The 20,166-nt window shown below is 73.6% G+C and carries 21 protein-coding genes; 19 read left to right on the forward strand and 2 right to left on the reverse strand.

Features of this window, described 5'->3' with window-relative positions; all coding sequences use genetic code 11:
• Window positions 1-43 precede the first annotated feature (43 nt).
• Genes N912_RS0132220 through phnE form a run of 3 tightly spaced genes read left to right on the forward strand, consistent with a single transcriptional unit; the run spans window position 44 to window position 3,430 of the window.
• Complete coding sequence (locus N912_RS0132220) at window positions 44-1,000, forward strand: phosphate/phosphite/phosphonate ABC transporter substrate-binding protein (protein ID WP_051581114.1); 957 nt, start codon at window positions 44-46, stop codon at window positions 998-1,000.
• Window positions 985-1,791: a phosphonate ABC transporter ATP-binding protein gene (gene phnC / locus N912_RS0132225; protein ID WP_245645572.1), complete on the forward strand. Its 807-nt coding sequence runs from the start codon at window positions 985-987 to the stop codon at window positions 1,789-1,791. Before N912_RS0132220 ends, phnC begins: the two co-directional genes overlap by 16 nt.
• Before the next feature lies 1 nt (window position 1,792).
• Window positions 1,793-3,430 carry a phosphonate ABC transporter, permease protein PhnE gene (phnE, locus tag N912_RS0132230; RefSeq protein WP_028925647.1) on the forward strand — a complete coding sequence of 546 codons (1,638 nt, stop codon included), beginning with the start codon at window positions 1,793-1,795 and terminating at the stop codon, window positions 3,428-3,430.
• On the opposite strand, the gene N912_RS0132235 is transcribed toward phnE, so the two are convergent.
• Window positions 3,427-4,092, reverse strand: coding sequence for a GntR family transcriptional regulator (locus N912_RS0132235; protein ID WP_245645574.1), 666 nt, complete (start codon window positions 4,090-4,092; stop codon window positions 3,427-3,429). The two genes, phnE and N912_RS0132235, sit on opposite strands and share 4 nt — an antisense overlap.
• A 61-nt stretch (window positions 4,093-4,153) precedes the next feature.
• On the opposite strand from N912_RS0132235, the gene N912_RS56035 reads away from it, so the two are divergent.
• The 11 genes from N912_RS56035 to N912_RS56045 all read left to right on the forward strand — a co-directional run bounded on the left by N912_RS56035 (window position 4,154) and on the right by N912_RS56045 (window position 14,957).
• Window positions 4,154-5,002 (forward strand): phytanoyl-CoA dioxygenase family protein, encoded by an 849-nt coding sequence (locus N912_RS56035; protein WP_051581115.1) that lies wholly within the window; start codon window positions 4,154-4,156, stop codon window positions 5,000-5,002.
• Window positions 5,003-5,095: 93 nt separating this feature from the next.
• Window positions 5,096-5,815: a GntR family transcriptional regulator gene (locus tag N912_RS0132245; RefSeq protein WP_037067802.1), complete on the forward strand. Its 720-nt coding sequence runs from the start codon at window positions 5,096-5,098 to the stop codon at window positions 5,813-5,815.
• A complete protein-coding gene (locus N912_RS0132250) occupies window positions 5,812-6,243 on the forward strand; it encodes a phosphonate C-P lyase system protein PhnG (RefSeq protein WP_028925650.1) in 432 nt (143 codons plus the stop codon). Before N912_RS0132245 ends, N912_RS0132250 begins: the two co-directional genes overlap by 4 nt.
• The gene (phnH, locus tag N912_RS0132255; protein WP_028925651.1) at window positions 6,240-6,827 is read left to right on the forward strand and encodes a phosphonate C-P lyase system protein PhnH; all 588 of its coding nucleotides are present in this window, start codon (window positions 6,240-6,242) and stop codon (window positions 6,825-6,827) included. The genes N912_RS0132250 and phnH overlap by 4 nt, the downstream gene beginning before the upstream one ends.
• Entirely contained in the window at window positions 6,827-7,975 is a 1,149-nt protein-coding gene (locus tag N912_RS0132260; RefSeq protein ID WP_028925652.1) for a carbon-phosphorus lyase complex subunit PhnI, read from the forward strand. Before phnH ends, N912_RS0132260 begins: the two co-directional genes overlap by 1 nt.
• Window positions 7,975-9,795 carry an alpha-D-ribose 1-methylphosphonate 5-phosphate C-P-lyase PhnJ gene (locus N912_RS60930; protein ID WP_064745462.1) on the forward strand — a complete coding sequence of 607 codons (1,821 nt, stop codon included), beginning with the start codon at window positions 7,975-7,977 and terminating at the stop codon, window positions 9,793-9,795. The genes N912_RS0132260 and N912_RS60930 overlap by 1 nt, the downstream gene beginning before the upstream one ends.
• Before the next feature lie 43 nt (window positions 9,796-9,838).
• Window positions 9,839-10,609, forward strand: coding sequence for a phosphonate C-P lyase system protein PhnL (locus N912_RS0132270; protein ID WP_051581116.1), 771 nt, complete (start codon window positions 9,839-9,841; stop codon window positions 10,607-10,609).
• Window positions 10,606-11,805: an alpha-D-ribose 1-methylphosphonate 5-triphosphate diphosphatase gene (locus N912_RS0132275; RefSeq protein WP_051581117.1), complete on the forward strand. Its 1,200-nt coding sequence runs from the start codon at window positions 10,606-10,608 to the stop codon at window positions 11,803-11,805. Before N912_RS0132270 ends, N912_RS0132275 begins: the two co-directional genes overlap by 4 nt.
• Window positions 11,802-12,632, forward strand: a complete 831-nt coding sequence (locus N912_RS0132280) for an inositol monophosphatase family protein (RefSeq protein WP_028925655.1) — start codon at window positions 11,802-11,804, stop codon at window positions 12,630-12,632. Before N912_RS0132275 ends, N912_RS0132280 begins: the two co-directional genes overlap by 4 nt.
• Window positions 12,629-13,168 (forward strand): HD domain-containing protein, encoded by a 540-nt coding sequence (locus tag N912_RS0132285; RefSeq protein ID WP_037067804.1) that lies wholly within the window; start codon window positions 12,629-12,631, stop codon window positions 13,166-13,168. Before N912_RS0132280 ends, N912_RS0132285 begins: the two co-directional genes overlap by 4 nt.
• 64 nt (window positions 13,169-13,232) lie before the next feature.
• Window positions 13,233-14,957 (forward strand): purine-cytosine permease family protein, encoded by a 1,725-nt coding sequence (locus tag N912_RS56045; RefSeq protein ID WP_051581118.1) that lies wholly within the window; start codon window positions 13,233-13,235, stop codon window positions 14,955-14,957.
• Window positions 14,958-14,972: 15 nt separating this feature from the next.
• On the opposite strand, the gene N912_RS0132295 is transcribed toward N912_RS56045, so the two are convergent.
• On the reverse strand, window positions 14,973-16,154 hold the full coding sequence (locus N912_RS0132295; RefSeq protein WP_028925657.1) for a hypothetical protein: 1,182 nt from the start codon (window positions 16,152-16,154) through the stop codon (window positions 14,973-14,975).
• Window positions 16,155-16,442: 288 nt separating this feature from the next.
• Here N912_RS0132295 and N912_RS0132300 point away from each other — a divergent pair, with 288 nt between their 5' ends.
• Genes N912_RS0132300 through ureG form a run of 5 tightly spaced genes read left to right on the forward strand, consistent with a single transcriptional unit; the run spans window position 16,443 to window position 20,151 of the window.
• A complete protein-coding gene (locus N912_RS0132300) occupies window positions 16,443-16,745 on the forward strand; it encodes an urease subunit gamma (protein WP_028925658.1) in 303 nt (100 codons plus the stop codon).
• The gene (gene ureB, locus N912_RS56050) at window positions 16,742-17,029 is read left to right on the forward strand and encodes an urease subunit beta (RefSeq protein ID WP_037067807.1); all 288 of its coding nucleotides are present in this window, start codon (window positions 16,742-16,744) and stop codon (window positions 17,027-17,029) included. The genes N912_RS0132300 and ureB overlap by 4 nt, the downstream gene beginning before the upstream one ends.
• On the forward strand, window positions 17,026-18,750 hold the full coding sequence (locus N912_RS0132310) for an urease subunit alpha (RefSeq protein ID WP_028925659.1): 1,725 nt from the start codon (window positions 17,026-17,028) through the stop codon (window positions 18,748-18,750). Before ureB ends, N912_RS0132310 begins: the two co-directional genes overlap by 4 nt.
• 2 nt (window positions 18,751-18,752) lie before the next feature.
• Window positions 18,753-19,448 carry an urease accessory protein UreF gene (locus tag N912_RS0132315; protein WP_037067809.1) on the forward strand — a complete coding sequence of 232 codons (696 nt, stop codon included), beginning with the start codon at window positions 18,753-18,755 and terminating at the stop codon, window positions 19,446-19,448.
• Window positions 19,438-20,151: an urease accessory protein UreG gene (gene ureG / locus N912_RS56055; protein ID WP_084211408.1), complete on the forward strand. Its 714-nt coding sequence runs from the start codon at window positions 19,438-19,440 to the stop codon at window positions 20,149-20,151. The genes N912_RS0132315 and ureG overlap by 11 nt, the downstream gene beginning before the upstream one ends.
• Window positions 20,152-20,166: the final 15 nt, after the last annotated feature.

A 20,166-nucleotide genomic window follows, 5' to 3' on the forward strand; every position in this document is an offset into this window, starting at 1 on the left:
CCGCACGCTCTGTGCCGTCGAACGGACTCGAGGAAGGCCCCCGATGAGCTTGATCCCCCGGCGCGCGCTCGGAGCGCTGGTCGCCGTGGTCACCGCGTCCGCGCTGGCCCTGACCGGTTGCGGGCAGAGCGCGAAGGACGGCGGCGCCGGCGCCGGCCCGCGCAACCCCGACGAGCTGGTGTTCGCCGCCATCCCGTCGGAGAACGCACAGACCATGCAGCAGGCGTACCAGCCGCTGATGGCGATGCTGGGCAAGGCGACCGGCAAGAAGATCCGGTTCCAGAGCGCCACCAACTACGCGGCCGTGATCGAGGCGCAGCGCACCGGCAAGGTGGACATCGCCCAGTACGGGCCGCTGTCCTACGTGCTGGCGCGCGGCACCGGGGTGAAGGCCACGCCGGTCGCCGCGCAGACCAAGACCAAGGGCGCGCAGCCCGGCTACCAGTCCTACGCCATCGCCAGGGCCGGGTCGCAGGTCCATGACCTGGCCGGGTTCAGGGGCAAGAAGGTCTGCTACGTGGACCCGAACTCCACCTCGGGGCACCTGTACCCGTCGGCCGCGCTGATCGAGGCCGGCATCAACCCGGACCGGGACGTGACCCCGGTGATGGCCGGCGGGCATGACGCCTCGGCGCTCGCGGTGGCCAGCGGGCAGTGCGACGTCGGCTTCGCCCAGGACGTCATCGTGGACAAGGTCCTGATCGAGAAGGGCCAGCTCAAGCCCGGCCAGCTGGACACGGTGTGGAAGTCCGAGGTGATCGCCGGCTCCCCGGTGGCGATCAGCGACGACCTGGACCCGGCGCTGCGCGCCACCCTGACCGACGCGTTCCAGAACAAGGCCAACGTGGACTACCTCAACGCCAACGGCTTCTGCGCCACCGCCTGCAAGGCCGCCGACGACTCCGGCGACTGGGGCTACGCGAAGGTGGACGACGCGTTCTACAACAGCGTCCGCAAGGTCTGCGACGTCACGAAGGCGAAGCAGTGCAGCGCCTCCTGAGCGTCGAGGGGTCGGCGCCGGACGAGGTGGTGCGGTTCGAGCGGGTCAGCAAGCGGTTCGGGCCGGAGCTGCTGGCGCTCAACGAGGTGTCGCTGAGCGTGCGGGCCGGCGAGGTGGCGGTGCTGCTGGGGCTGTCCGGGTCGGGCAAGTCCACGCTGCTGCGCCACGTCGACGGGCTGCAGCGGCCCAGTTCGGGCTCGGTGACGGTGCTGGGGACGGACGTGGGCCGCCGCGGCGGCTCCGAGCTGCGACGGCTGCGTCGGCGGATCGGGTTCGTGTTCCAGCAGTTCCACCTGGTGGGCAGCCTGACCGTGCTGGAGAACGTGTGCACCGGCGCGCTCGGCGGGCTGCGCGGGCCCCGGCTGGGCCTGTTCAGCTATCCGAAGGCCGTGCGGCACGAGGCGCTGGGGCACCTGGAGCGGGTGGGGCTGGCCGACCGGGCGTTCCAGCGCGCCGACACGCTGTCCGGCGGACAGCAGCAGCGGGTGGCGGTGGCCAGGGCGCTGATGCAGAACCCCGAGATCCTGCTCGCCGACGAGCCGGTGGCCTCCCTCGACCCGGAGACCTCCGCGCAGGTGATGAGCCTGATCCGGGAGATCAGCGCGGAGCGCAAGCTCACCGTGCTGTGCAGCCTGCACCAGGTCGACCTGGCGCTGAGCTGGGGGGATCGGGTGATCGGGCTGCGCGCCGGGTGCGTGGTGCTGGACACCCCGGTGGCCGGGCTCGGCCGCGACGAGGCGATGTCGCTGTACTCCCGGGTCGGCGCGCTGCCGGTGGCGGCCGCGGTCTGACGTGACGGCTACCTACCTGCCCGTCGAGCGGGCGGCACGGACGTTGGCGCGGCCCAGGCCTGCCGGGGTGGCGGCCTGGCTGGCCATCGCGGCGCTGCTCGGGCTGGGCTGCTGGGCGGTCGGGGACCTGCGGATCAACCTGGCCACCCTGGTCGACAGCTGGCACAACGCGGTGGACTTCGCCGGGCGGATGTTCCCGCTGGACTTCCCGCCGCTCGACGAGCTGCTCGCGCTCAGCGGCCGGACGCTGGCCATCGTGGTGTCCGCGACGGTGCTCTCGGTGCTGATCAGCGTCCCGCTCGCGGTCCTCGCCGCCGGCAACACCACGCCGCACCCGGGCGCCCGGTTCGGCGCGCGGACGGTGATCGTGCTGACCAGGGCCGTCCCGGACGTGGTGCTGGCGATCATCTTCTTCCGGCTGTTCGGGCTGGGCGCGATGACCGGCGTGCTCGCGATGGGGCTGCACTCGGTCGGCATGGTGGCCAAGCTCTACGCCGACGCGGTCGAGCAGATCGACGAGGGGCCGCGCACGGCCGTGCGGGCCGGCGGGGCGGCGCGCGGGCAGGAGCTGGTCAGCGGGGTGATGCCGCAGGTGCTGCCGGCGTTCGTGGCCACCGCGCTGCACCGGCTGGACATCAACCTGCGGATCTCGGTGGTGCTCGGGTTCGTCGGGGTGGACGGCCTCGGGTACGGCATCGCCAACGCGTTCGGGCGGCTGGACTACCGGCGGGGGATGGCGCTCGCGCTGGTCGTGCTGCTGCTCTGCGTGGCCGTCGAGATGGTGTCCGGGTCGATCCGGGTGGCGCTGCTGCGCGGCTCGGGGTCCGGGGCTGCGGTGGCCGGGCGGGCGCGGCCGGGGGCGATCAGCCCGGACTGGACGCCGGCGAGGGTGCGCCGCGCCGGGTACGTCGTGGTGACCGGGCTGGTGGTGGCGGCGTCGGTCTGGGGCGCGGACCTCTCGCCGGTGCGTTTCCTCGCGGCACTGGGCGACCTGGGGAACACGCTCGGGCTGTTCTGGCCGCCGTCGGCGGGCGGCCAGTTCGACACCCTGCTCGCCGACCTCTGGATCACCGTCAAGATCGCGCTGGCGGCCACCGTGCTGGGCGCCGCGATGGCGTTGCCGATCGGCGTGCTGGCCGCCCGCAACGTGGCGCCCTCGCCGGCGGTGGCGCGGGCGTTCCGGCTGGTCATCGTGCTGATCCGGGGCGTGCCCGAGCTGGTGCTGGCGGTGGTGTTCGTGGTGGTCACCGGGCTGGGCGCGGTGGCCGGCGCGCTGGCCCTGGGCGTGGGCGCGATCGGGCTGCTCGGCAAGCTGATCGCCGACTCGGTGGAGGAGGTCGACCCCGGCGTCGAACAGGCCGTCCGCGCCACCGGAGCCGGCCGCTGGCAGGTGCTGTTCGCGGCCACCGTGCCCCAGGCCGCCCCCGCGTTCGTCGCCCACCTGCTCTACCAGCTCGACGTCAACATCCGCTCGGCCACGCTGCTCGGCATCGTCGGCGCCGGCGGCATCGGCTTCGACCTGCTCTCCGCGTCCCGCATCCTGGAGTTCGGCATGGTCACCACCGTCCTCCTGCTCATCTTCGCCACCGTGCTCCTCGTCGAACTCCTCGCCGTCTGGTGGCGCCGCGTGCTGAGCTAGAGGACGGCGGCTACCTCGCGCTGGAAGGTGGCCACGTGGTCGATGGCGAGGGCGCGGGCCTGGTCGGCATCGCCGGCCAGCACGGCGTCGAGCAGCGGCACCAGCTCGGCGATGTGGGTGGTGACCGGGGGCAGCCGGTCCAGGGCGACGTGCCAGATGCGCAGGATCAGGTTGTAGTACTGCTCCAGGGTGGCCTCCAGGTACGGGTTGTGCGCCGCGCGGTAGATCGCCCGGTGCACCCGGCTGTCGAAGTCGATCTCGGCGGCCGCGCCGGGCTCGCAGTCCTGGGCGCGTGCCATCAGCTCGCGCAGCAGCTCGCGGTCGGTGCGGGAGGCCCGGCGGGCGGCGTGGTAGGCGGCCTCGCCCTCCAGCGGGGCGCGCACCGCGCCGAGCAGCTCCAGGTCGGCGACGTGCACGGCGGTGGCGAACGCGCCCCGGCGCGGGTAGACGACCACCAGCCGCTCGGTCTCCAGGCGCTTGATCGCCTCCCGGACCGGCGTCCGCCCGACACCCAGGTGCCGGGTCAGCCGCTCCTCGGACAGCGGGGCGCCCGGGCGGATGCGCACGGTGACGAGCAGGTCCCTGATCTCCTGGTACGCCCGCTGCGCCATCGAGGCCGGCGGCCCTGAATCCAGCTCCACAGGGTTGTCGTTCACAGTCACGTGACCTAGCTTACAAACTGGTATATGAGTTGTCGGCAACCCCCCTGGAGGTGGACCCGCCATGCTGACCGAGGAGCAGCGGGAGTTCTACGTCGCCAACGGCTACCTGCTGCTGGAGGAGGTCGTGCCGGCGGACTGGCTGGCCCGGCTGCGCGCGGCCACCGAAGAGATGATCGAGCGCAGCCGCGCGGTCGCGGCGTCCGACGCGGTGTTCGACATCGAGCCCGACCACACCGCCGCCGAGCCCCGGCTGCGCCGGGTGACCAGCCCGGTCGACCAGCATCCGGACTACTGGGCCTACGCCCGCGACTCGCTGCTCGCCGACGTCGCCGCCGACCTGGTCGGCCCGGACGTGAAGTTTCATCACTCGAAGCTGAACTTCAAGTGGGCGCGCGGCGGCGCCGAGGTCAAGTGGCACCAAGACATTCAGTACTGGCCGCACACGAACTACAGCCCGCTCACCATCGGCACCTACCTCTACGACTGCGGCATGGACCAGGCCCCGCTGGGCGTGCTGCCCGGCAGCCACGACGGCGAGCTGTACGACCTCTACGGCGCCGACGGCGTGTGGACCGGCTCGCTGTCCGAGGCCGACGCCGCCTCGGTGCCCGCCGACCAGGCCGTCTACCTGCCCGGCCCGGCCGGCTCGCTGACCGTCCACAACTGCCGCACGCTGCACTGCTCGGCCAAGAACGACTCCGACCTGGGCCGCCCGCTGCTGCTCAACGTCTACAGCGCCGCCGACGCGATGACCTACACCGCGAACCCGCTGAACAGCAGCCACGCCGGCGAGATCGTGCGCGGCCGCCCCGCCCGCTGGGCCAGGCACGACCCCCGCCCGTGCCTGCTGCCCCCGGACTGGTCCGGCGGCTACACCAGCCTGTTCGCACTGCAGAAGCGGGAGTCGTAACCGGAACAACTGTCTCCGGAGTTCACCTTCGGGGACCTGCGCGTTGGCTCGTGCGAAGTTGTCCGGACAAGCTCACCGGCAAGAGTCGGGGACATGACCTCGACGAGGTACCTGAAGATCGCCGAGCGGCTGGCCACCGAGCTGGCCGGCCGCCCGCCCGGGAGCAGGGTGGCCAGCGAGCCAGAGCTGGCGGAGCGGTTCGGGGTGGGGCGGGCCGCGGCGCGGTCGGCGCTGCAGGAGCTGGAGCGGCGGCTGCTGGTCCGGCGGGTGCAGGGCGCCGGGACGTTCGTGAACCGGCGCATCGACTACGTGATCTCGCACAGCCGGCCGCCGTCCTGGCACGCGACCGTCGAGGCGGCGGGGGCGACGCCGCGCTCGCAGGTCAAGTCGGTGCAGCGGGTGGAGCTGCCGGCGGAGCTGGCCGAGCGGCTGGAACGGCCGGCCGGCTCGCCGGTGCACCGGATCGTGCGCAACTTCTACATCGACGACCTGCTCGCCACCTGGACCGAGGAGTGGGTCCCGGTGGACGTGGCGCCGGACCTGGACCTGGCGCTGCACGCCGTCGAGTCCATCGACCTGGTGCTGCGCCAGATGGGCCGGGCGCACCCGGTGCGGGCGTGGTGCCGGGTCAGCTTCGAGGTGCCGCCGGCCGAGGTGCTGCGCGGGTTGGGCGTCGAGGCGAGCGTGCCGGTGTGGCTGGTGGACAGCGTGAACCGGGACGCCGAGGACGGCCGGGTGCTCATGTCCAGCAGCGCGTGGACCCGCGCGGACGCGGTGCGTGTCGTGGTGGAACTACAGGAGGAGACGAAGTGACCCTGTTCAACAGGGAGGAGCGGTGCGGCCTGCTGGCCGTGGCGCAACCGGAGGAGCTGCGCGAGCTGGCCGACCGGTGTCTTGCCGACGGGTCGCCGGTGTCGGTGCCGCGGCCGCCGGAGGTGGGCTGCGTGTCCACCCAGGTGCGCGAGCCGGTGGCCGCCCAGCGGTTCCTGCTCGGCGACGTGCTGGCCTGCCACGCCGAGGTCGAGCTGGACGGGCACCGGGGCTGGGCGATGCGCCTCGGGGACGACCGCGCGGCCACGCTGGCCGCCGCCGTGCTGGACGCGGAGGCCACCGCCGGCCGGCCGAACGCCGAAGCCGTGGACGCGCTGTGCAGGCGGGTCGCGCACCGGCGCGCCGAGGCCCTGGACCGGGAGTGGGCGCAGCTCGCCCCCACCGTCGTCGAGTTCGAGGAGCTGGCGTGACCGTCGTCGAACCCGCCGCGCCCCCGACTGCGGCCCTGCGCCCCGCCGACGCGCAACAGACCTTCCGGGCGGTACTGGACGCGCTGGCCCGCCCCGGTCAGGTGTTCCGGCTGCCGGTTGATCACCGGCTGCCCGCCGCGTTGTGGCCGACGCTCGCGCTCGCCGACCTGGGCACCGGCGTCTGCCTGCTCGACCCGGACCGCCGGTGGGCGGAGTCCGTGCGGACCGCGACGTCCGCGCCGGCCGTCCCGCTGGAGCGGGCCCGGCTGGTGGCCGCGCTGCGCCCGATCACCGGTGACGAGGTCCGTGCCCTGCACCGGGGCAGCGCCGGCGCGCCGGAGCGGGCCGCGCTGCTGTCGGTGGCGGTGGAGTCCATCGACGGCGGCCCCCGGACGTGGCTGCTCAGCGGACCCGGCGTGCCCGGCGTTAAGAAGATCGCCCCAGCGGGTGTGCCCGACGACCTGGTCACGGCCCGGCGGGACGCGGTGGCCGGCTTCCCGGCGGGCATCGACGTGCTGCTGGTGGCGCCGGACGGCGCGGTGCTCGGGCTGCCGCGCACCACTCGTATCGAGGAGGACGGCTGATGGGGTACTCGGGCGCTCGGGGCGGCCTGGACGCGATCGTGGCCGCCGAGGAGCTGGTTCGGACCGCGCGCGATCACGCGCCGGTGCCGTGGGCCTCGACCGAACAGATCACCGGCCGGTTCCGGCTGGCGGTGGACCGGGTGATGGGCGAGGCCGGGCTCTACGACGAGGCGACCTCGGCGGCGGCGTTCCGCCAGGCCGAGGGTGACGCGCTGGAGGCGGCGCACCTGGTGCGGGCGTACCGCTCGACGCTGCCCAGGCTGGCGGTGAGCGAGCCCGTCGACCCGGACGAGCTGCTGATCCTGCGGCGCATCGTGCCCGCGTTCCGCCAGCCCGACGGCCCCCAGCTGCTCGGCCGCACCACCGACTACACAGGTCGGCTGCTGGACAAGTCCGAGAGGGAGCGGAGCGACCGACCTCCGGCGAGCGAGCTGTCGAACGGGTCCCACCCGCCGGCCGTCGAACGCAACGGCTCCGGACCCGGCAACGAACAGGGCCGGCGCCCGCGCCGGTTCCTGGACCTGCTGCGCGAGCTGGACCTCGCGGTGGACCACCGCCGCGACACGACCGACGACCCCGACCCGGTGGACGTCACCCGTACCGCCGCCCGCCCGCCGGCGCCCCGCTCGGCCACCCTGGCCGCGATGGCCCGCGCCGAGACCGGCGCGCTGGTGGCACTCTGGTACCGCTCGATCCTCGGTCCGGACGGCAACCTGCACGAGGTCACCCTCGGCGAGGTGCGGCACGGGCGGCTGCCGCTGCGGGTCGTCCATCCGCACACCGGCAACCCGGTCACCGTCGGGGAGTTCCGGGTCACCGAGACCGAGGCGATCGAGGACCTGGACGGCGCCGACGAGGACCGCGGCCGGTTCGACGTCGGGTACGGGCTGTGCTTCGGGCACAACGAGCGCAAGGCCATCGCGATGGCGAACCTGGACATCGCCAACCGCCGGTTCGGCCGCTCCGGGCCGCTGGAGCAGCTGCTGCTGCTCACCACGGACGGGCTGGACTCCGGAGGCTTCCTGGAGCACCTGAAGCTGCCGCACTACGTGACGTTCCGCTCGATGGTCGAACGCAAGCAGTCGCTGCAGGCCGCCGGGGATCCAGGCCCGGTGCGCCAGAGCGAGCCGATCGGGAGGGCCTGCTGATGACGTCCACGATGGAGCTGATCGACGCCGCCGACGCGGCGATTTCGATGCCGGCCGGCATCCTCGACGAAGGCGCCAAGCGGGAGATCCGCCGCGCCACGCTGACGGCGGTGTGCGTGCCCGGCTACCAGGTGCCGTTCGGTTCCCGGGAGATGCCGGTGGCCAGGGGCTGGGGGTCCGGCGGGCTGCAGGTCACGCTCGCGGTGATCGGCGATCGGGACACCGTCAAGGTGATCGACCAGGGCGACGACGGCGGCGTGAACGCCACCAACCTGCGGCGGATGATCGCGGCCAGCACCGGCTGCGCGGAGTCCGCCGACACCCGGGAGGCGACCGTCGTCCAGACCCGGCACCGGATCCCCGAGGAGGCGATGTCCGCCGAGCACGTGCTGGTCTACCAGGTGCCGGTGCCCGAACCGCTGCGCGGCGTGCAGAAGTCAGTCGTCGAGTGTGCCCGGATGCACGCCGAGGACGACTACTCCGCGATCTGGGTCAGCCTCTACGAGGACATCGTCCGCAACGGGATGATCACCCAGACCACCGGTTACCCCGTGCTCGTGGACGGCCGCTACGTGATGGCCACCTCGCCGGTCCCGCGCTGGGACATCCCCCGGCTGGACCGGTGCGAGCACCTGAACCTCTACGGCGCCGGCCGGGAGAAGCGGATCTACGCCATCCCGCCGCACACCGACGTGGCCCCGCTGGCCTTCGACGACGTGCCGTTCGAGGTCGAGCACGCCCCCGGCGCCCGCTGCCGGCTGTGCGGAAGCGACGACGTCTACCTGGTCGAGGCCGGATCGTCCGGCGGTTACCTGTGCAGCGACACCGAGTGGTGCGCGCGCGTCCGCGCCGGAGACGCCGACCTCACCGCGCACCGCGAGCGCGCACCGCTGCACCTGCTGCCCGACCCCGCCCGCCGGGCGCGGGCCACCTCGGCGACCACGACCGAGCCCCGGCCGCACCGGCGCACGAAGGCCGGCGGACGCGACTGGGCTTTGAAAGTGGACGGGATCGGCAAGGTGCACGGACTGGGGGGCGCCGGCGCGGTGGACGGCACCGGCCCGGAGCACGCCACGGCGATCAGCCCCTCCACCGGCGCGGTGGTGGCCGCCTGGGACGTCTCGTTCGACGTCGCCCCCGGCGAGGCGCTCGGCGTGATCGGCGAGTCCGGCTCCGGCAAGTCCACGGTGCTGTCCTGCGTGGTCGGCGACGAGCCCGCCACGGCAGGCGAGGTGCGGCTGGCCACCGTGGCGGACGGCCGCACCGACGTGCTGTCGCTGCCGGACGCCGAGCGCCGCCGGCTGCGGGTGGACTCCATGGCGGTGGTGCACCAGGACCCGGCGGCCGGGCTGGACCTCGGCGTCAGCGCCGGCGGGAACATCGCCGAGCGCCTGACCGCCGCCGGCTGGCGCGGCTACCACGACATCCGCCGCCGGGCCAGCGAGCTGCTGGACCGCGTCGAGGTGCCGCTGGCCCGGATGGACGACCCGGTGCGGACGTTCTCCGGCGGCATGCGCCAGCGCGTGCAGATCGCCAAGGCGCTGGCCACCGAGCCGCCGGTGCTGCTGCTGGACGAGCCCACCACCGGCCTGGACGCGTCGGTCGCCGCCGGCGTGCTGGACCTGCTGCGCGGCCTGCTCGCCGAGCGGGACATCGCGGCGGTGGTGGTCAGCCACGACTTCGCGGTCATCGAGGCGCTCACCGACCGCTGCCTGGTGATGCAGCTGGGCCGGATCGTCGAGCGCGGCCTGACCGACCAGCTGTTCCACGACCCGCACCATCCCTACACCCAGCGGCTGGTCGCCGCGGCAAGGAGGTGAGTCGGGTGTTAGGCGCGACCCGCACCGAGATCGGAGCAAGCCAATGAAGAGCGCTCATTCAGCCCCGCCGGCGTGTGAGGCGAGAATACAGGTTCGGGACCTGCGCAAGTCGTTCACCCTGCACACCATCGACGGCCGGACGGTCAGCTCGCTGCACGGCATCGACCTGGACGTGCACGCCGGCGAGCACGTCGGGCTGGCCGGCCCCAGCGGCGCCGGCAAGTCGTCGCTGCTGCGCTGCGTCTACCGCACCTACCTGCCGGACTCGGGGTCGGTGTTCCTGCGCCGCGACGGCGATGCCGAGCCGGTGGAGCTGACGGCGCTGCCGGACCGGGAGATGGCCAGGCTGCGCGGGCGCGAGCTGGGCTACGTCTCGCAGTTCCTGGCCGCGCCGCCGCGCACCGGGCCGATGGAGGTGGTGGCGGCCTCGGCGCGGCGGCGTGGGCTGGACCGTTCCGAGGCGCGCGACGCCGCCGCCGAGTCGCTGCGGCGGCTGCGGCTGGAGGAGGCGCTGTGGGACGTCGACTGCTCGGTGCTCTCCGGCGGCGAGCGGCAGCGGGTGAACCTCGCGGCCGGGACGGTCAGCCCGCCCCGGCTGCTGCTGCTCGACGAGCCGGTGTCCGCGCTCGACCCGGCGAACCGCGAGGTGGCGCTGGAGCTGGTCGACTCGCTGGCGCACTCCGGCGTCGCGGTGCTGGCGGTGTTCCACGACCTGGACGCGCTGCGCCGGCTGGCCAGCCGCGTGGTGCTGCTCGCCGACGGCCGGATCGCCCGGCAGGGCACGCCGTCGGAGATCCTTCAGGAGGCGGCGTGACTGTCAGCACTGAACGGTGGACCCTGGGCGCGCCGCCGGGGGACTACGTGCTCGGGCACGTGCGCGCCGTGCTGTCCGACCGGATCCTGGACGACGCGCTGGTCGCGGTGCGCGGTGGCCGGATCGACTCGGTGGAGCGGCACCCGCCCGGGGTCGGCGCGGACGTGGACGGCCAGGGCCTGCTGTGCCTGCCCGGGCTGGTGGACGTGCACAGCGACGGGCTGGAGAAGGAGCGGCTGCCCCGCCCGGGCGCCGAGCTGCCGCTGGAGTTCGCCATGCTCTCCTTCGAGGGCAAGCTGCGCGCCGCCGCCGTGACCACCGCCTTCCACGGCGCCGGCTTCGAGGAGAGCCGCGGCCGGGGCATCCAACGCTCGGTGGCGGAGGCCGAGCGGGTGTGCGACGTCGTCGAAGCGCGCACCGACGACCTGGTGGACCACCACATCCTCTACCGGCTCGACGTCCGCTGCCCGGAGGGGCTGGCCGCGCTGCGCCGCCGGCTCGCTTCAGGGGGCGGGCGGGCGCTGGTCTCCCACGAGGACCACACGCCCGGCCAGGGCCAGTACGCCGACCGCCGCTACTACGAGCGCTACCTGGTCGGCGCCAGGCAGATGTCCGAGCGGCAGGCCGCCGAGCACGTCGACGAGCTGATCGCGGAGCGCGACGGGCGGCTGGACGTGCGGGAGGAGGCGCTGGACTGGCTGGGGGAGCGGGCCCGGGCCGGGCGGATCCGGCTGGTCGGCCACGACCCCAGCTCGGCGGAGGAGATCGGCGAGCTGGTCGCGCGGGGCGTCTCGGTCGCGGAGTTCCCGACCACGGTGGCGGCGGCGCGGGCGGCGCGGGAGCGCGGGCTGCCGGTGGTGATGGGCGCCCCGAACGTGCTGCGCGGCGGCTCGCACAACGGCAACGCGTCCGCGCGCGAGCTGGTGGCCCAGGGCCTGGTGACCGCGCTGGCCTCGGACTACCTGCCGTCCGGGCTGCTGGCCTCGGCGTTCGCGCTGGCCGAGGCCGGGCTGGTCGGGCTGCCGGCGGCGGTCGGGCTGGTCACCTCGGGTCCTTCCGCCGCCGCCGGTCTCAGCGACCGGGGCCTGCTGGACCCGGGGCGGCGCGCGGACCTGGCGTTGGTCGCGCCGGGGTCGGCGGCGGGGTCACAGTGGCCGGTGGTGCGGACGGTACTGCGCGCGGCGGTGTCGTCGTGACGATCGTCGACGGCCTGAGCTGGCAGCTGCCCGAGCCCCGGATCCCGGACGGCACCGACCCCGTGCTCGCCGAGGTCGCCCGCGCGGCGGCCGCCGCCTTCGCCGAGGCCCGCCGGCGCCACGCCAAGGCCTCGCTGGCCGAGTACGTCCAGACCGGCGCGGACGGCACCCCGACCACCCGGCTGGACATCCTGGTGGACACCGCCGTCGCCGCCGTCATCGAACGGCACCGGGTGAACCTGCTCAGCGAGGAGCTGGGCGTGATCGACAACGGCTCGGCGCTCACCCTGGTGATCGACCCGGTGGACGGCACCGCGAACGCCGTCGCCGGGGTGCCGCTGGCCAGCTTCGCCGGCGTCCTCGCCCGCGACGGCGTCCCCGTCGAGGCCCTGACCTGCTGGCTGGACACCGGCCGCTGCTGGCACGCGGTGGCCGGGCAACCGTCCCGCTACCGGACCAGCGGCCGGCGCGAGCTGTCCGGTGCCGCGGTGAGCCTGCTGCGCCCGCACGAGAACGACCACGAGGCGTGGTGGCGGGTGACCCGGCGCGCCGGCCGGGTCCGGATCCTGTCCACCAGCTGCCTGGAGGCCGCGCTGGTGGCCGAGGGCTCGACCGACGCGTTCGCCGACGCCGGCTCCGACACCCACCGGATCATGGACCTGGCCGCCGCCATGGTCACCGTCCCCGCCGCCGGCGGCGCCGTCATCGACGCCTTCGGCCGCCCGCTGGAGATCGACACCGACCTGACCCGCCGATGGTCGGGCGTGGTGGCCGCGACCCCCCGGCTCGCCGAGGAGATCGCATGTGTCATCAAGGAGACGTCATGACGACACTGACCTCGCACGAGCTGGCCGACCTGATCGACGGCCTGGCCGGCCTGCCCTACGGCGGGGAGGCCGTCGACCAGCGCACCCACGCGCTGCAGGCCGGCTGGCTGGCCGCGCGCGCCGGCGCCGACGACGAGCTGCTGCTCGCCGCCACCCTGCACGACATCGGGCGCGCCGAACCGGTCCGCGCCGCCCACCCCGGCCTGCCGCACGAGGACGCCGGCGCCGAGTTCGCCCGCGCTCGCCTCGGTGACCGGGTAGCCGCCGTGATCGCCCTGCACGTCCCCGCCAAGCGCTACCTGGTGGCCACCGACCCGGCCTACAACGCGCTGCTCAGCCCCGCTTCGGTGGCGTCGCTGCGCCGCCAGGGCGGCCCGATGGACGCCAGCGAGGTGGCCGAGTTCGACGCCCGCCCGTGGGCCGCCGACGCCGTCGCGGTCCGGCGCTGGGATGACGCCGCCAAGGACCCGGACGGCCCGGTGCTCGACCTGGCCGACGTCCTCGCCGCCCACCGCCGCCTCACCGGAGGTAACTAACTCGGCCACCGGCTGTTACACACGGTCATCTCGACGTTACGGCGGCTTCCTAGCGTCTGCCGGCATGACGCAGACCTCGGACGTGACAGTTCCACGCTCGACCGCCGGCGGGGGCCGGTGGCGCCGCTGGGCCGCACGCGAGTCCATCGAGGACTACTCCCTGCGGTACGCGCCGACCACGTTCCGCCGCTGGGCGCCGGTCGTGGTGGCGTCCACCGCCCTGGGCGGCATCGCCTACCTGGCGGACTACGCGATCGGCGCCTCGGTGGTGCTGGCCAACGGCACCCCCAGCGCCCTGGTCGGCATCCTGCTGGCCGCCGTCGTCATCTTCGTCACCGGCATTCCGATCGCCTACTACTCGGCACGCTACGCGGTGGACATGGACCTGCTGACCCGGGGTGCGGGCTTCGGCTACCTGGGCTCCACCATCACTTCGCTGATCTACGCGAGCTTCACCTTCATCTTCTTCGCGCTGGAAGGCTCGATCATGGCCCAGGCCTTCGAGCTCGGCCTGGGCATCCCACTTCCGGTCGGCTACCTGATCACGTCGTTGGTCGTGATCCCGATCGTGGTCTACGGGATGAAGGCCCTGGCCAAGCTGCAGGCCTGGACCCAGCCGATCTGGCTGCTGATCTTCGTGGCGCCGCTGGTGGCGCTGGGTCTGCAACAGCCCGAGGCGTACTCGAGGTTCCTCGCGTTCGCCGGTCCGTCCGGCGACGGGGTACACCTGCTCGGGGTGGGCCTGGCCGCCGGCGTGGCGCTGTCGCTGATCGCGCAGATCGGCGAGCAGGTGGACTACCTGCGGTTCATGCCACCGCTCACCGGCCAGAACCGGCTGCGCTGGTGGAGCGCGGTGCTGGCCGCCGGGCCGGGTTGGGTGATCCTGGGCGCGGTCAAGCAGCTCGCCGGCGGGCTGCTGGCGGTCTGGATCCTGGACCAGGTCGGCCAGGCGGCCGCCGTCGAGCCGATCCAGCAGTTCGTGCACGGGCTCGGCCTGGTGCTGCCTACCTGGGCGGTGCTGCCGGTGGCGGTGTTCTTCGTGGTGCTGTCCCAGATCAAGATCAACGTCACGAACGCCTACTCCGGGTCGCTGTCCTGGTCCAACTTCTTCTCCCGGGTGCTGCACGCCCACCCCGGCCGGGTGGTGTGGATCTTCCTGAACGTGGGGATCGCGCTGGCCCTGATGGAGCTGGGGGTGTTCGGCTTCCTGAACGCGGTGCTCGGCTTCTACTCCAACGTGGCGATCGCCTGGATCGGGGCCGTGGTGGCCGACCTGGTGATCAACAAGCCGATCCTGCGGCTGAGCCCGTCCTACATCGAGTTCAAGCGGGCGCACCTGCACGCGGTGAACCCGGTCGGCTTCGGCTCGATGGTGATCGCCTCGGTGTTCTCCATCCTCGCGTTCTTCGGCGCATTCGGTGCGCTGCTCGCGGCGTTCTCCCCGTTCCTGGCGCTGGCCATCGCGTTCGTGCTGTCCCCGGTGCTCTGCCTGGCCACCCGGGGCCGCTACTACCTGGCGCGCGCCGACGAGCTGCGCCCACCGCTGCGCGACCACACGGGTGCGCTGTCCATCGAGTCGCTGACCTGCGGCGCCTGCGGGGGCTCGTACGAGCGTCCGGACCTGGCCGGCTGCCCGTACCACCGGGGCGGGGTGGTGTGCTCGCTGTGCTGCAGCCTGGAGACGGGGTGCGGGGACGCGTGCCGGAAACCGGCCGGCGGCACCGTCGACCTGGCGATGCCGCCGTCGGGTTCGCCCGCGCCCGCCCCGGTGACCGGGTGGCGGTCGTGATCGCCACTGGCCGCGTCAGGCGGCCGGGGCGTTGGCCTCCTCGACATCGGCGCGGGCGGCCTGCCCTCCGGCGCTCGGGGCGCACGGTATGAGCAGGCCCAGGACGAGTCCGATCGCCAACGCCATGAAGATGCTCGGTGAGTAGGCCTGGGGGTCGTACGCCGGCGGGTTGCCGGCGAGCGCGGTAAGCCAATCTCCCAGGACCCACTCGTTGTACCGAGCGAGGTAATCCGCCCAAACCCACTCGAGCACGGCCGCCAGCGCGAACCAGCCGAGCATCACCGCCAAGACGGTGCCCCGATAGGGGCCTACTCGGCGCGGTACCTGACCGAGTATGGCCACCGCGAGCCGAGGCGGCTCCTCCGAGGCGATGTCCCACACGCCCACGGCCCCGGTCACCAGCGCCACCACGATGACCGGGATCATGAGAAAGTCCGACTTCACGGTCATCGCGAGGCCAACGGCACCGGCCGCGACCAGGACACACAGACCGACCGGTACCCGAACGGGCATGGCCACCGCCGTCAACATCGACACCATGATGACCGGGCTCATGAGAGCGGATGGCATCACGGTCACCGCGAGGCCAAGCGCAAGGGCGGCCACCAGCCCGCACAGACCGAGCGGCCGCCGCACCGGACCCCCCGGGATGGCCGACGCGCAGCCCAGCGTGGTGAGGATGCCCAGGCCACCGATGACCAGTGGGCACAGCGTCGACCATGGTTCGGGCACCTCGGCCGCCACCTCGGTCCAGGGTCCGGATCCGGCGACGGTGGCGGCGATGGCCCCGGCCGCGACCAGCAGGCCGCGCGACGATCGCGCCGGTGTGCCACGCCCGGCCAGCCAGCACAGGCCCCCCAGCACGGTGCTGCACCCGACCGCCAGCAGCGCGCACGCGAACGGACCGACGACGTTGTCGCGGTCGAGGACCACATCGAGGGTGACCCAACCCGCCACACCCGCCACCGCGAACCAGCCCACCAGCCGACGACCCCGACCGGCCCAGACGAACGCGGCCGCCACCAGCACGATCAGCGCCAGCCGCACGTCACGTGCCCAGTACGTGTCACGTTCCGGCGACGGCTCGGTGAGCGGCTGGCCGAACGTCAGCGCCACGCTCCAGCCCATCACACCTACGCACACCACCATGAGAGCCAGCAGCCGCTCGATGCGGGAATGGTCGCTGTCTACGGCCATCGAGGCGCTCCTCGTACCGGCAAGACGGGAGACCGCGCGCGGGGCTTGGCGCGACCATGACGCGGCGGAGCGTATACCGACCGCCGGCGGGCGAACGGCAGGGACGTAGTGCGAGGCGGCTGGTCACCGTGTCGCACGGCATGTAACTCGGTGGAGACATGGCGGTAACACGATCTCCCTAATGTCGTCCGCACCGGAGCGCGACCCGCACCGATCAGAGAGCTACCACGAAGAGAACGCGGTTCGAGCCCCGCCGGCGAGCAAGGCGAGATCACAGGGAGATCGCCCGTGTTGTTGTCCCCGCATGAGCAGGAGCGGCTGCTGGTGCACCTGGCCGCCAGGCTGGCCCAGGAACGCCGGGAGCGCGGCCTCAGGCTGAACTACCCCGAGGCGGTGGCGGTGATCAGCTCGTTCGTGCTGGAAGGGGCGCGGGACGGCCGCTCGGTCGCGGACCTGATGGCGGCCGGCCAGCGCGTGCTGACCAGCGCGGACGTCATGGACGGGGTGCCCGAGATGCTCACCTCCGTGCAGGTCGAGGCCACCTTCCCGGACGGCACCAAGCTCGTCACCGTGCATCGGCCCGTCGCGTGATCCCGGGGGAGTACCTGCTGGCCGAGGAGCCGGTGCGGGCGGAGGGCGACAGTGTGGAGCTGGTCGTGGTGAACACCGGCGACCGGCCGATCCAGGTGGGCTCGCACTACCACTTCGCGGCGGCCAACCCCGCGCTGGACTTCGACCGGGTGGCGGCCCGGGGTTGCCGGCTGGCCATCCCGGCCGGCACCGCCGTGCGGTTCGAGCCGGGGCTGGAGCGGGTGGTCCGGCTGACCCCGCTGGGCGGGACGGCGACGGTACCGGGCCTTCGGATGACGCCATGAGCTGGAGCATCGAGCGCGAGCGGTACGCCGAGCTGTACGGACCCACGGTCGGCGACCGGGTCCGGCTGGCCGACACCGACCTGTTGGTCGAGGTCACCGAGGACCGCTGCCGGGGTCCGCGCGGCGGCGACGAGGTGGTGTTCGGCGGCGGCAAGGTGATCCGCGAGTCGATGGGCCAGGCGCGGGCCTCCCGGGCCGAGGGCGCCCCGGACCTGGTGATCACCGGCGCGCTGGTGCTGGACCACTGGGGCGTGGTGAAGGCCGACGTCGGGGTGCGCGACGGGCGGATCGTCGGGCTGGGCAAGGCGGGCAACCCGGACACCATGGACGGCGTCTCCCCGGAGCTGGTGATCGGCCCGGGCACCGAGGTGATCGCCGGCAACGGGCTGATCCTGACCGCCGGCGCGGTGGACTGCCACGTGCACCTGATCAGCCCCACCCAGGCGCCCGAGGCGCTCGGCTCCGGGGTGACCACCTGGATCGGCGGCGGCACCGGCCCGGCCGAGGGCACCAAGGCCACCACCGTCACCCCCGGCGAGTGGTACCTGACCCGGATGCTGCGCGCGATGGACTCGCTGCCGCTGAACGTGGCGCTGCTCGGCAAGGGCAACACCGTCGGGGCCGAGGCGCTGCGCGAACAGATCAACAGCGGAGCCGCCGGTTTCAAGTTGCACGAGGACTGGGGCTCCACGCCCGCCGCCATCGACGCCTGCCTGCGGGTGGCCGACGAGACGGGCGTGCAGGTGGCCATCCACACCGACACGCTCAACGAGGCCGGCTACGTGGCCGACACCCTGGCCGCGATCGCCGGCCGGGGCATCCACGCCTACCACACCGAGGGCGCCGGCGGCGGGCACGCGCCGGACATCATCACCGTGGCGTCCGAGCCGCACGTGCTGCCCAGCTCCACCAACCCGACCCGCCCGCACACCGTCAACACCCTCGACGAGCACCTCGACATGCTGATGGTCTGCCACCACCTCAAGCCGTCGGTGCCCGAGGACCTGGCGTTCGCGGAGAGCCGGATCCGCCCGTCCACCATCGCCGCCGAGGACCTGCTGCACGACCTCGGCGCCATCTCCATGATCGGCTCGGACAGCCAGGCCATGGGCCGGGTCGGCGAGGTGATCATCCGTACCTGGCAGACCGCGCACGTGGGCAAGCGCCGCTGGGGGTCGCTGCCCGGCGACGGCCAGGCGGACAACGCACGCGCCCGCCGCTACGTGGCCAAGTACACGATCTGCCCGGCGGTGGCGCACGGCCTGGACGACGAGATCGGCTCGGTCGAGGTGGGCAAGCTGGCCGACCTGGTGCTCTGGGCGCCCGCGTTCTTCGGGGTACGACCGTCGCTGGTCATCAAGGGCGGGTTCATCGCGTGGGCGGCGATGGGCGACGCGAACGCATCCATCCCGACCCCGCAGCCGGTGCTGCCCCGGCCGATGTTCGGCGCCTCCCCGGACGCAGCGGCGGACACCTCGGTGCACTTCGTCGCCCCCGGGGCGCTCGACGGCGGCGGGCTGGCCGAGCGGCTCGCGGTGCGACGGCGGCTGGTGCCGACCAAGGACACCCGGTCGGTGCGCAAGGCGGACCTGCCGGGCAACGACGTCCTGCCCCGCATCGAGGTGGATCCGGAGACGTTCACGGTCCGGGTGGACGGCTCCGTGGTGGAGCAGGCGCCGGCCGTCGAGCTGCCCATGGCCCAGCGCTACTTCCTGTTCTGACCATGGACGTCGCCGTCCCTGCCCTCGCCGGGGTGCTGCTGCTGGCCGACTCGCGGCTGCCGTCGGGCGGGCACGGGCACTCCGGCGGCGTGGAGGCGCTGGTGGACCGGGGGCTGCTGCGCGATGTGGACGACCTCGCGCTGTTCCTGGACGCCCGTATCCGCACCGCCGGCCTGGTCGCCGCCTCGTTCGCCGCCACCGCCCTCGGCTGGGAGGGCGAATGGGCACCGTTGGACGGGGCGCTGGACGCGCGGACCCCGTCGGCGGCGCTGCGGGAGGCGTCGCGGGCACAGGGCGCGGCGTTGCTGCGGACGGTGGCGGGGGCGTGGCCAGGCTCGGACGGCCTGCGTGCGCTCGGCGGCGAGCTGGGCCGCCCGCACCACCCGCTGGTGCTCGGCGCGGCGGCGGCGGCCGGTGGCGCGGACCCTGGCACGGCCGCCGCGCTGGCGGTGCACCAGCTGGTCGGTGCGGCCGCCACCGCCGCGGTGCGGCTGCTCGGGCTGGACCCGCTGCGGGTGGCCGCCGTCCAGGCCGGCCTGGCCCCGCTGGCCGACCAGGTGTCCGCGCGCGCGGCGGCCGCCGCTACGGCTGCTCGGGCCGCCCGTGACCCCGACCTGCTCCCGGCGGACTCCTGTCCGTTGCCGGAGATCATGGCCGAACTGCACAGCACCTCGGAGGTGACCCTCTTTGCATCGTGACGACCTGGAGCACGCGCCGGCGGCCACGCTGCCCGCCGCGTCCCGCCGGGAGGTCCGGATCGGCATCGGCGGGCCGGTCGGCGGCGGCAAGACGGCGCTGGTCGCGGCGCTGTGCGCGCGGCTGCGCGACGAGCTGTCCGTGGTGGTGGTGACCAACGACATCTACACCGAGGAGGACGCGGAGTTCCTGCGCCGCCACGCCGTGCTGCCCGACGACCGGATCGCGGCGGTGCGCACCGGCTGCTGCCCGCACACCGCCATCCGCGACGACATCACCGCGAACCTCGCGGCCGTGGAGGACCTGGTGCGCCGGCACGACCCCGAGCTGGTGCTGGTGGAGAGCGGCGGGGACAACCTGACCGCCACCTTCAGCTACGGGCTGGTGGACGCCCAGATCTTCGTGGTGGACGTGGCCGGCGGGGACAAGGTGCCGCGCAAGGGCGGCCCCGGCGTCGTCCGGTCCGACCTGCTCGTGATCAACAAGGTGGACCTGGCGCCGCTGGTCGGGGCGGACCTCGCGGTGATGCGCGCGGACGCCGAGCGGGTCAGGGACGGCCGGCCGACCGTGTTCACCTCGCTGCGCGAGCGTCCGGACGCCCCCGAGGTGGTGAGCTGGGTGCGCGGGAAGCTCTCCATGGCGCGACCCGCACCGGGACCGAAGCAACCCCGTGAAGAGCGCCAACTCAGCCCCGCCGGCGAGTGAGGCGAGAACATGGCC

Source organism: Actinospineispora acaciae DSM 45401 (assembly GCF_000620785.1).
GTDB lineage: Bacteria > Actinomycetota > Actinomycetes > Mycobacteriales > Pseudonocardiaceae > Pseudonocardia > Pseudonocardia acaciae.

Bases quoted from the DNA above. Each gene is read 5' to 3' on its own strand.
- N912_RS0132295 (WP_028925657.1), bottom strand. From the start codon at position 16,154: ATGGCCGTAGACAGCGACCATTCCCGCATCGAGCGGCTGCTGGCTCTC.
- N912_RS0132220 (WP_051581114.1), top strand. From the start codon at position 44: ATGAGCTTGATCCCCCGGCGCGCGCTCGGAGCGCTGGTCGCCGTGGTC.
- N912_RS56035 (WP_051581115.1), top strand. From the start codon at position 4,154: ATGCTGACCGAGGAGCAGCGGGAGTTCTACGTCGCCAACGGCTACCTG.
- N912_RS0132270 (WP_051581116.1), top strand. From the start codon at position 9,839: ATGAAGAGCGCTCATTCAGCCCCGCCGGCGTGTGAGGCGAGAATACAG.
- N912_RS60930 (WP_064745462.1), top strand. From the start codon at position 7,975: ATGACGTCCACGATGGAGCTGATCGACGCCGCCGACGCGGCGATTTCG.
- N912_RS0132285 (WP_037067804.1), top strand. From the start codon at position 12,629: ATGACGACACTGACCTCGCACGAGCTGGCCGACCTGATCGACGGCCTG.
- N912_RS0132310 (WP_028925659.1), top strand. From the start codon at position 17,026: ATGAGCTGGAGCATCGAGCGCGAGCGGTACGCCGAGCTGTACGGACCC.
- N912_RS0132315 (WP_037067809.1), top strand. From the start codon at position 18,753: ATGGACGTCGCCGTCCCTGCCCTCGCCGGGGTGCTGCTGCTGGCCGAC.
- N912_RS0132245 (WP_037067802.1), top strand. From the start codon at position 5,096: ATGACCTCGACGAGGTACCTGAAGATCGCCGAGCGGCTGGCCACCGAG.
- N912_RS56045 (WP_051581118.1), top strand. From the start codon at position 13,233: ATGACGCAGACCTCGGACGTGACAGTTCCACGCTCGACCGCCGGCGGG.
- N912_RS0132260 (WP_028925652.1), top strand. From the start codon at position 6,827: ATGGGGTACTCGGGCGCTCGGGGCGGCCTGGACGCGATCGTGGCCGCC.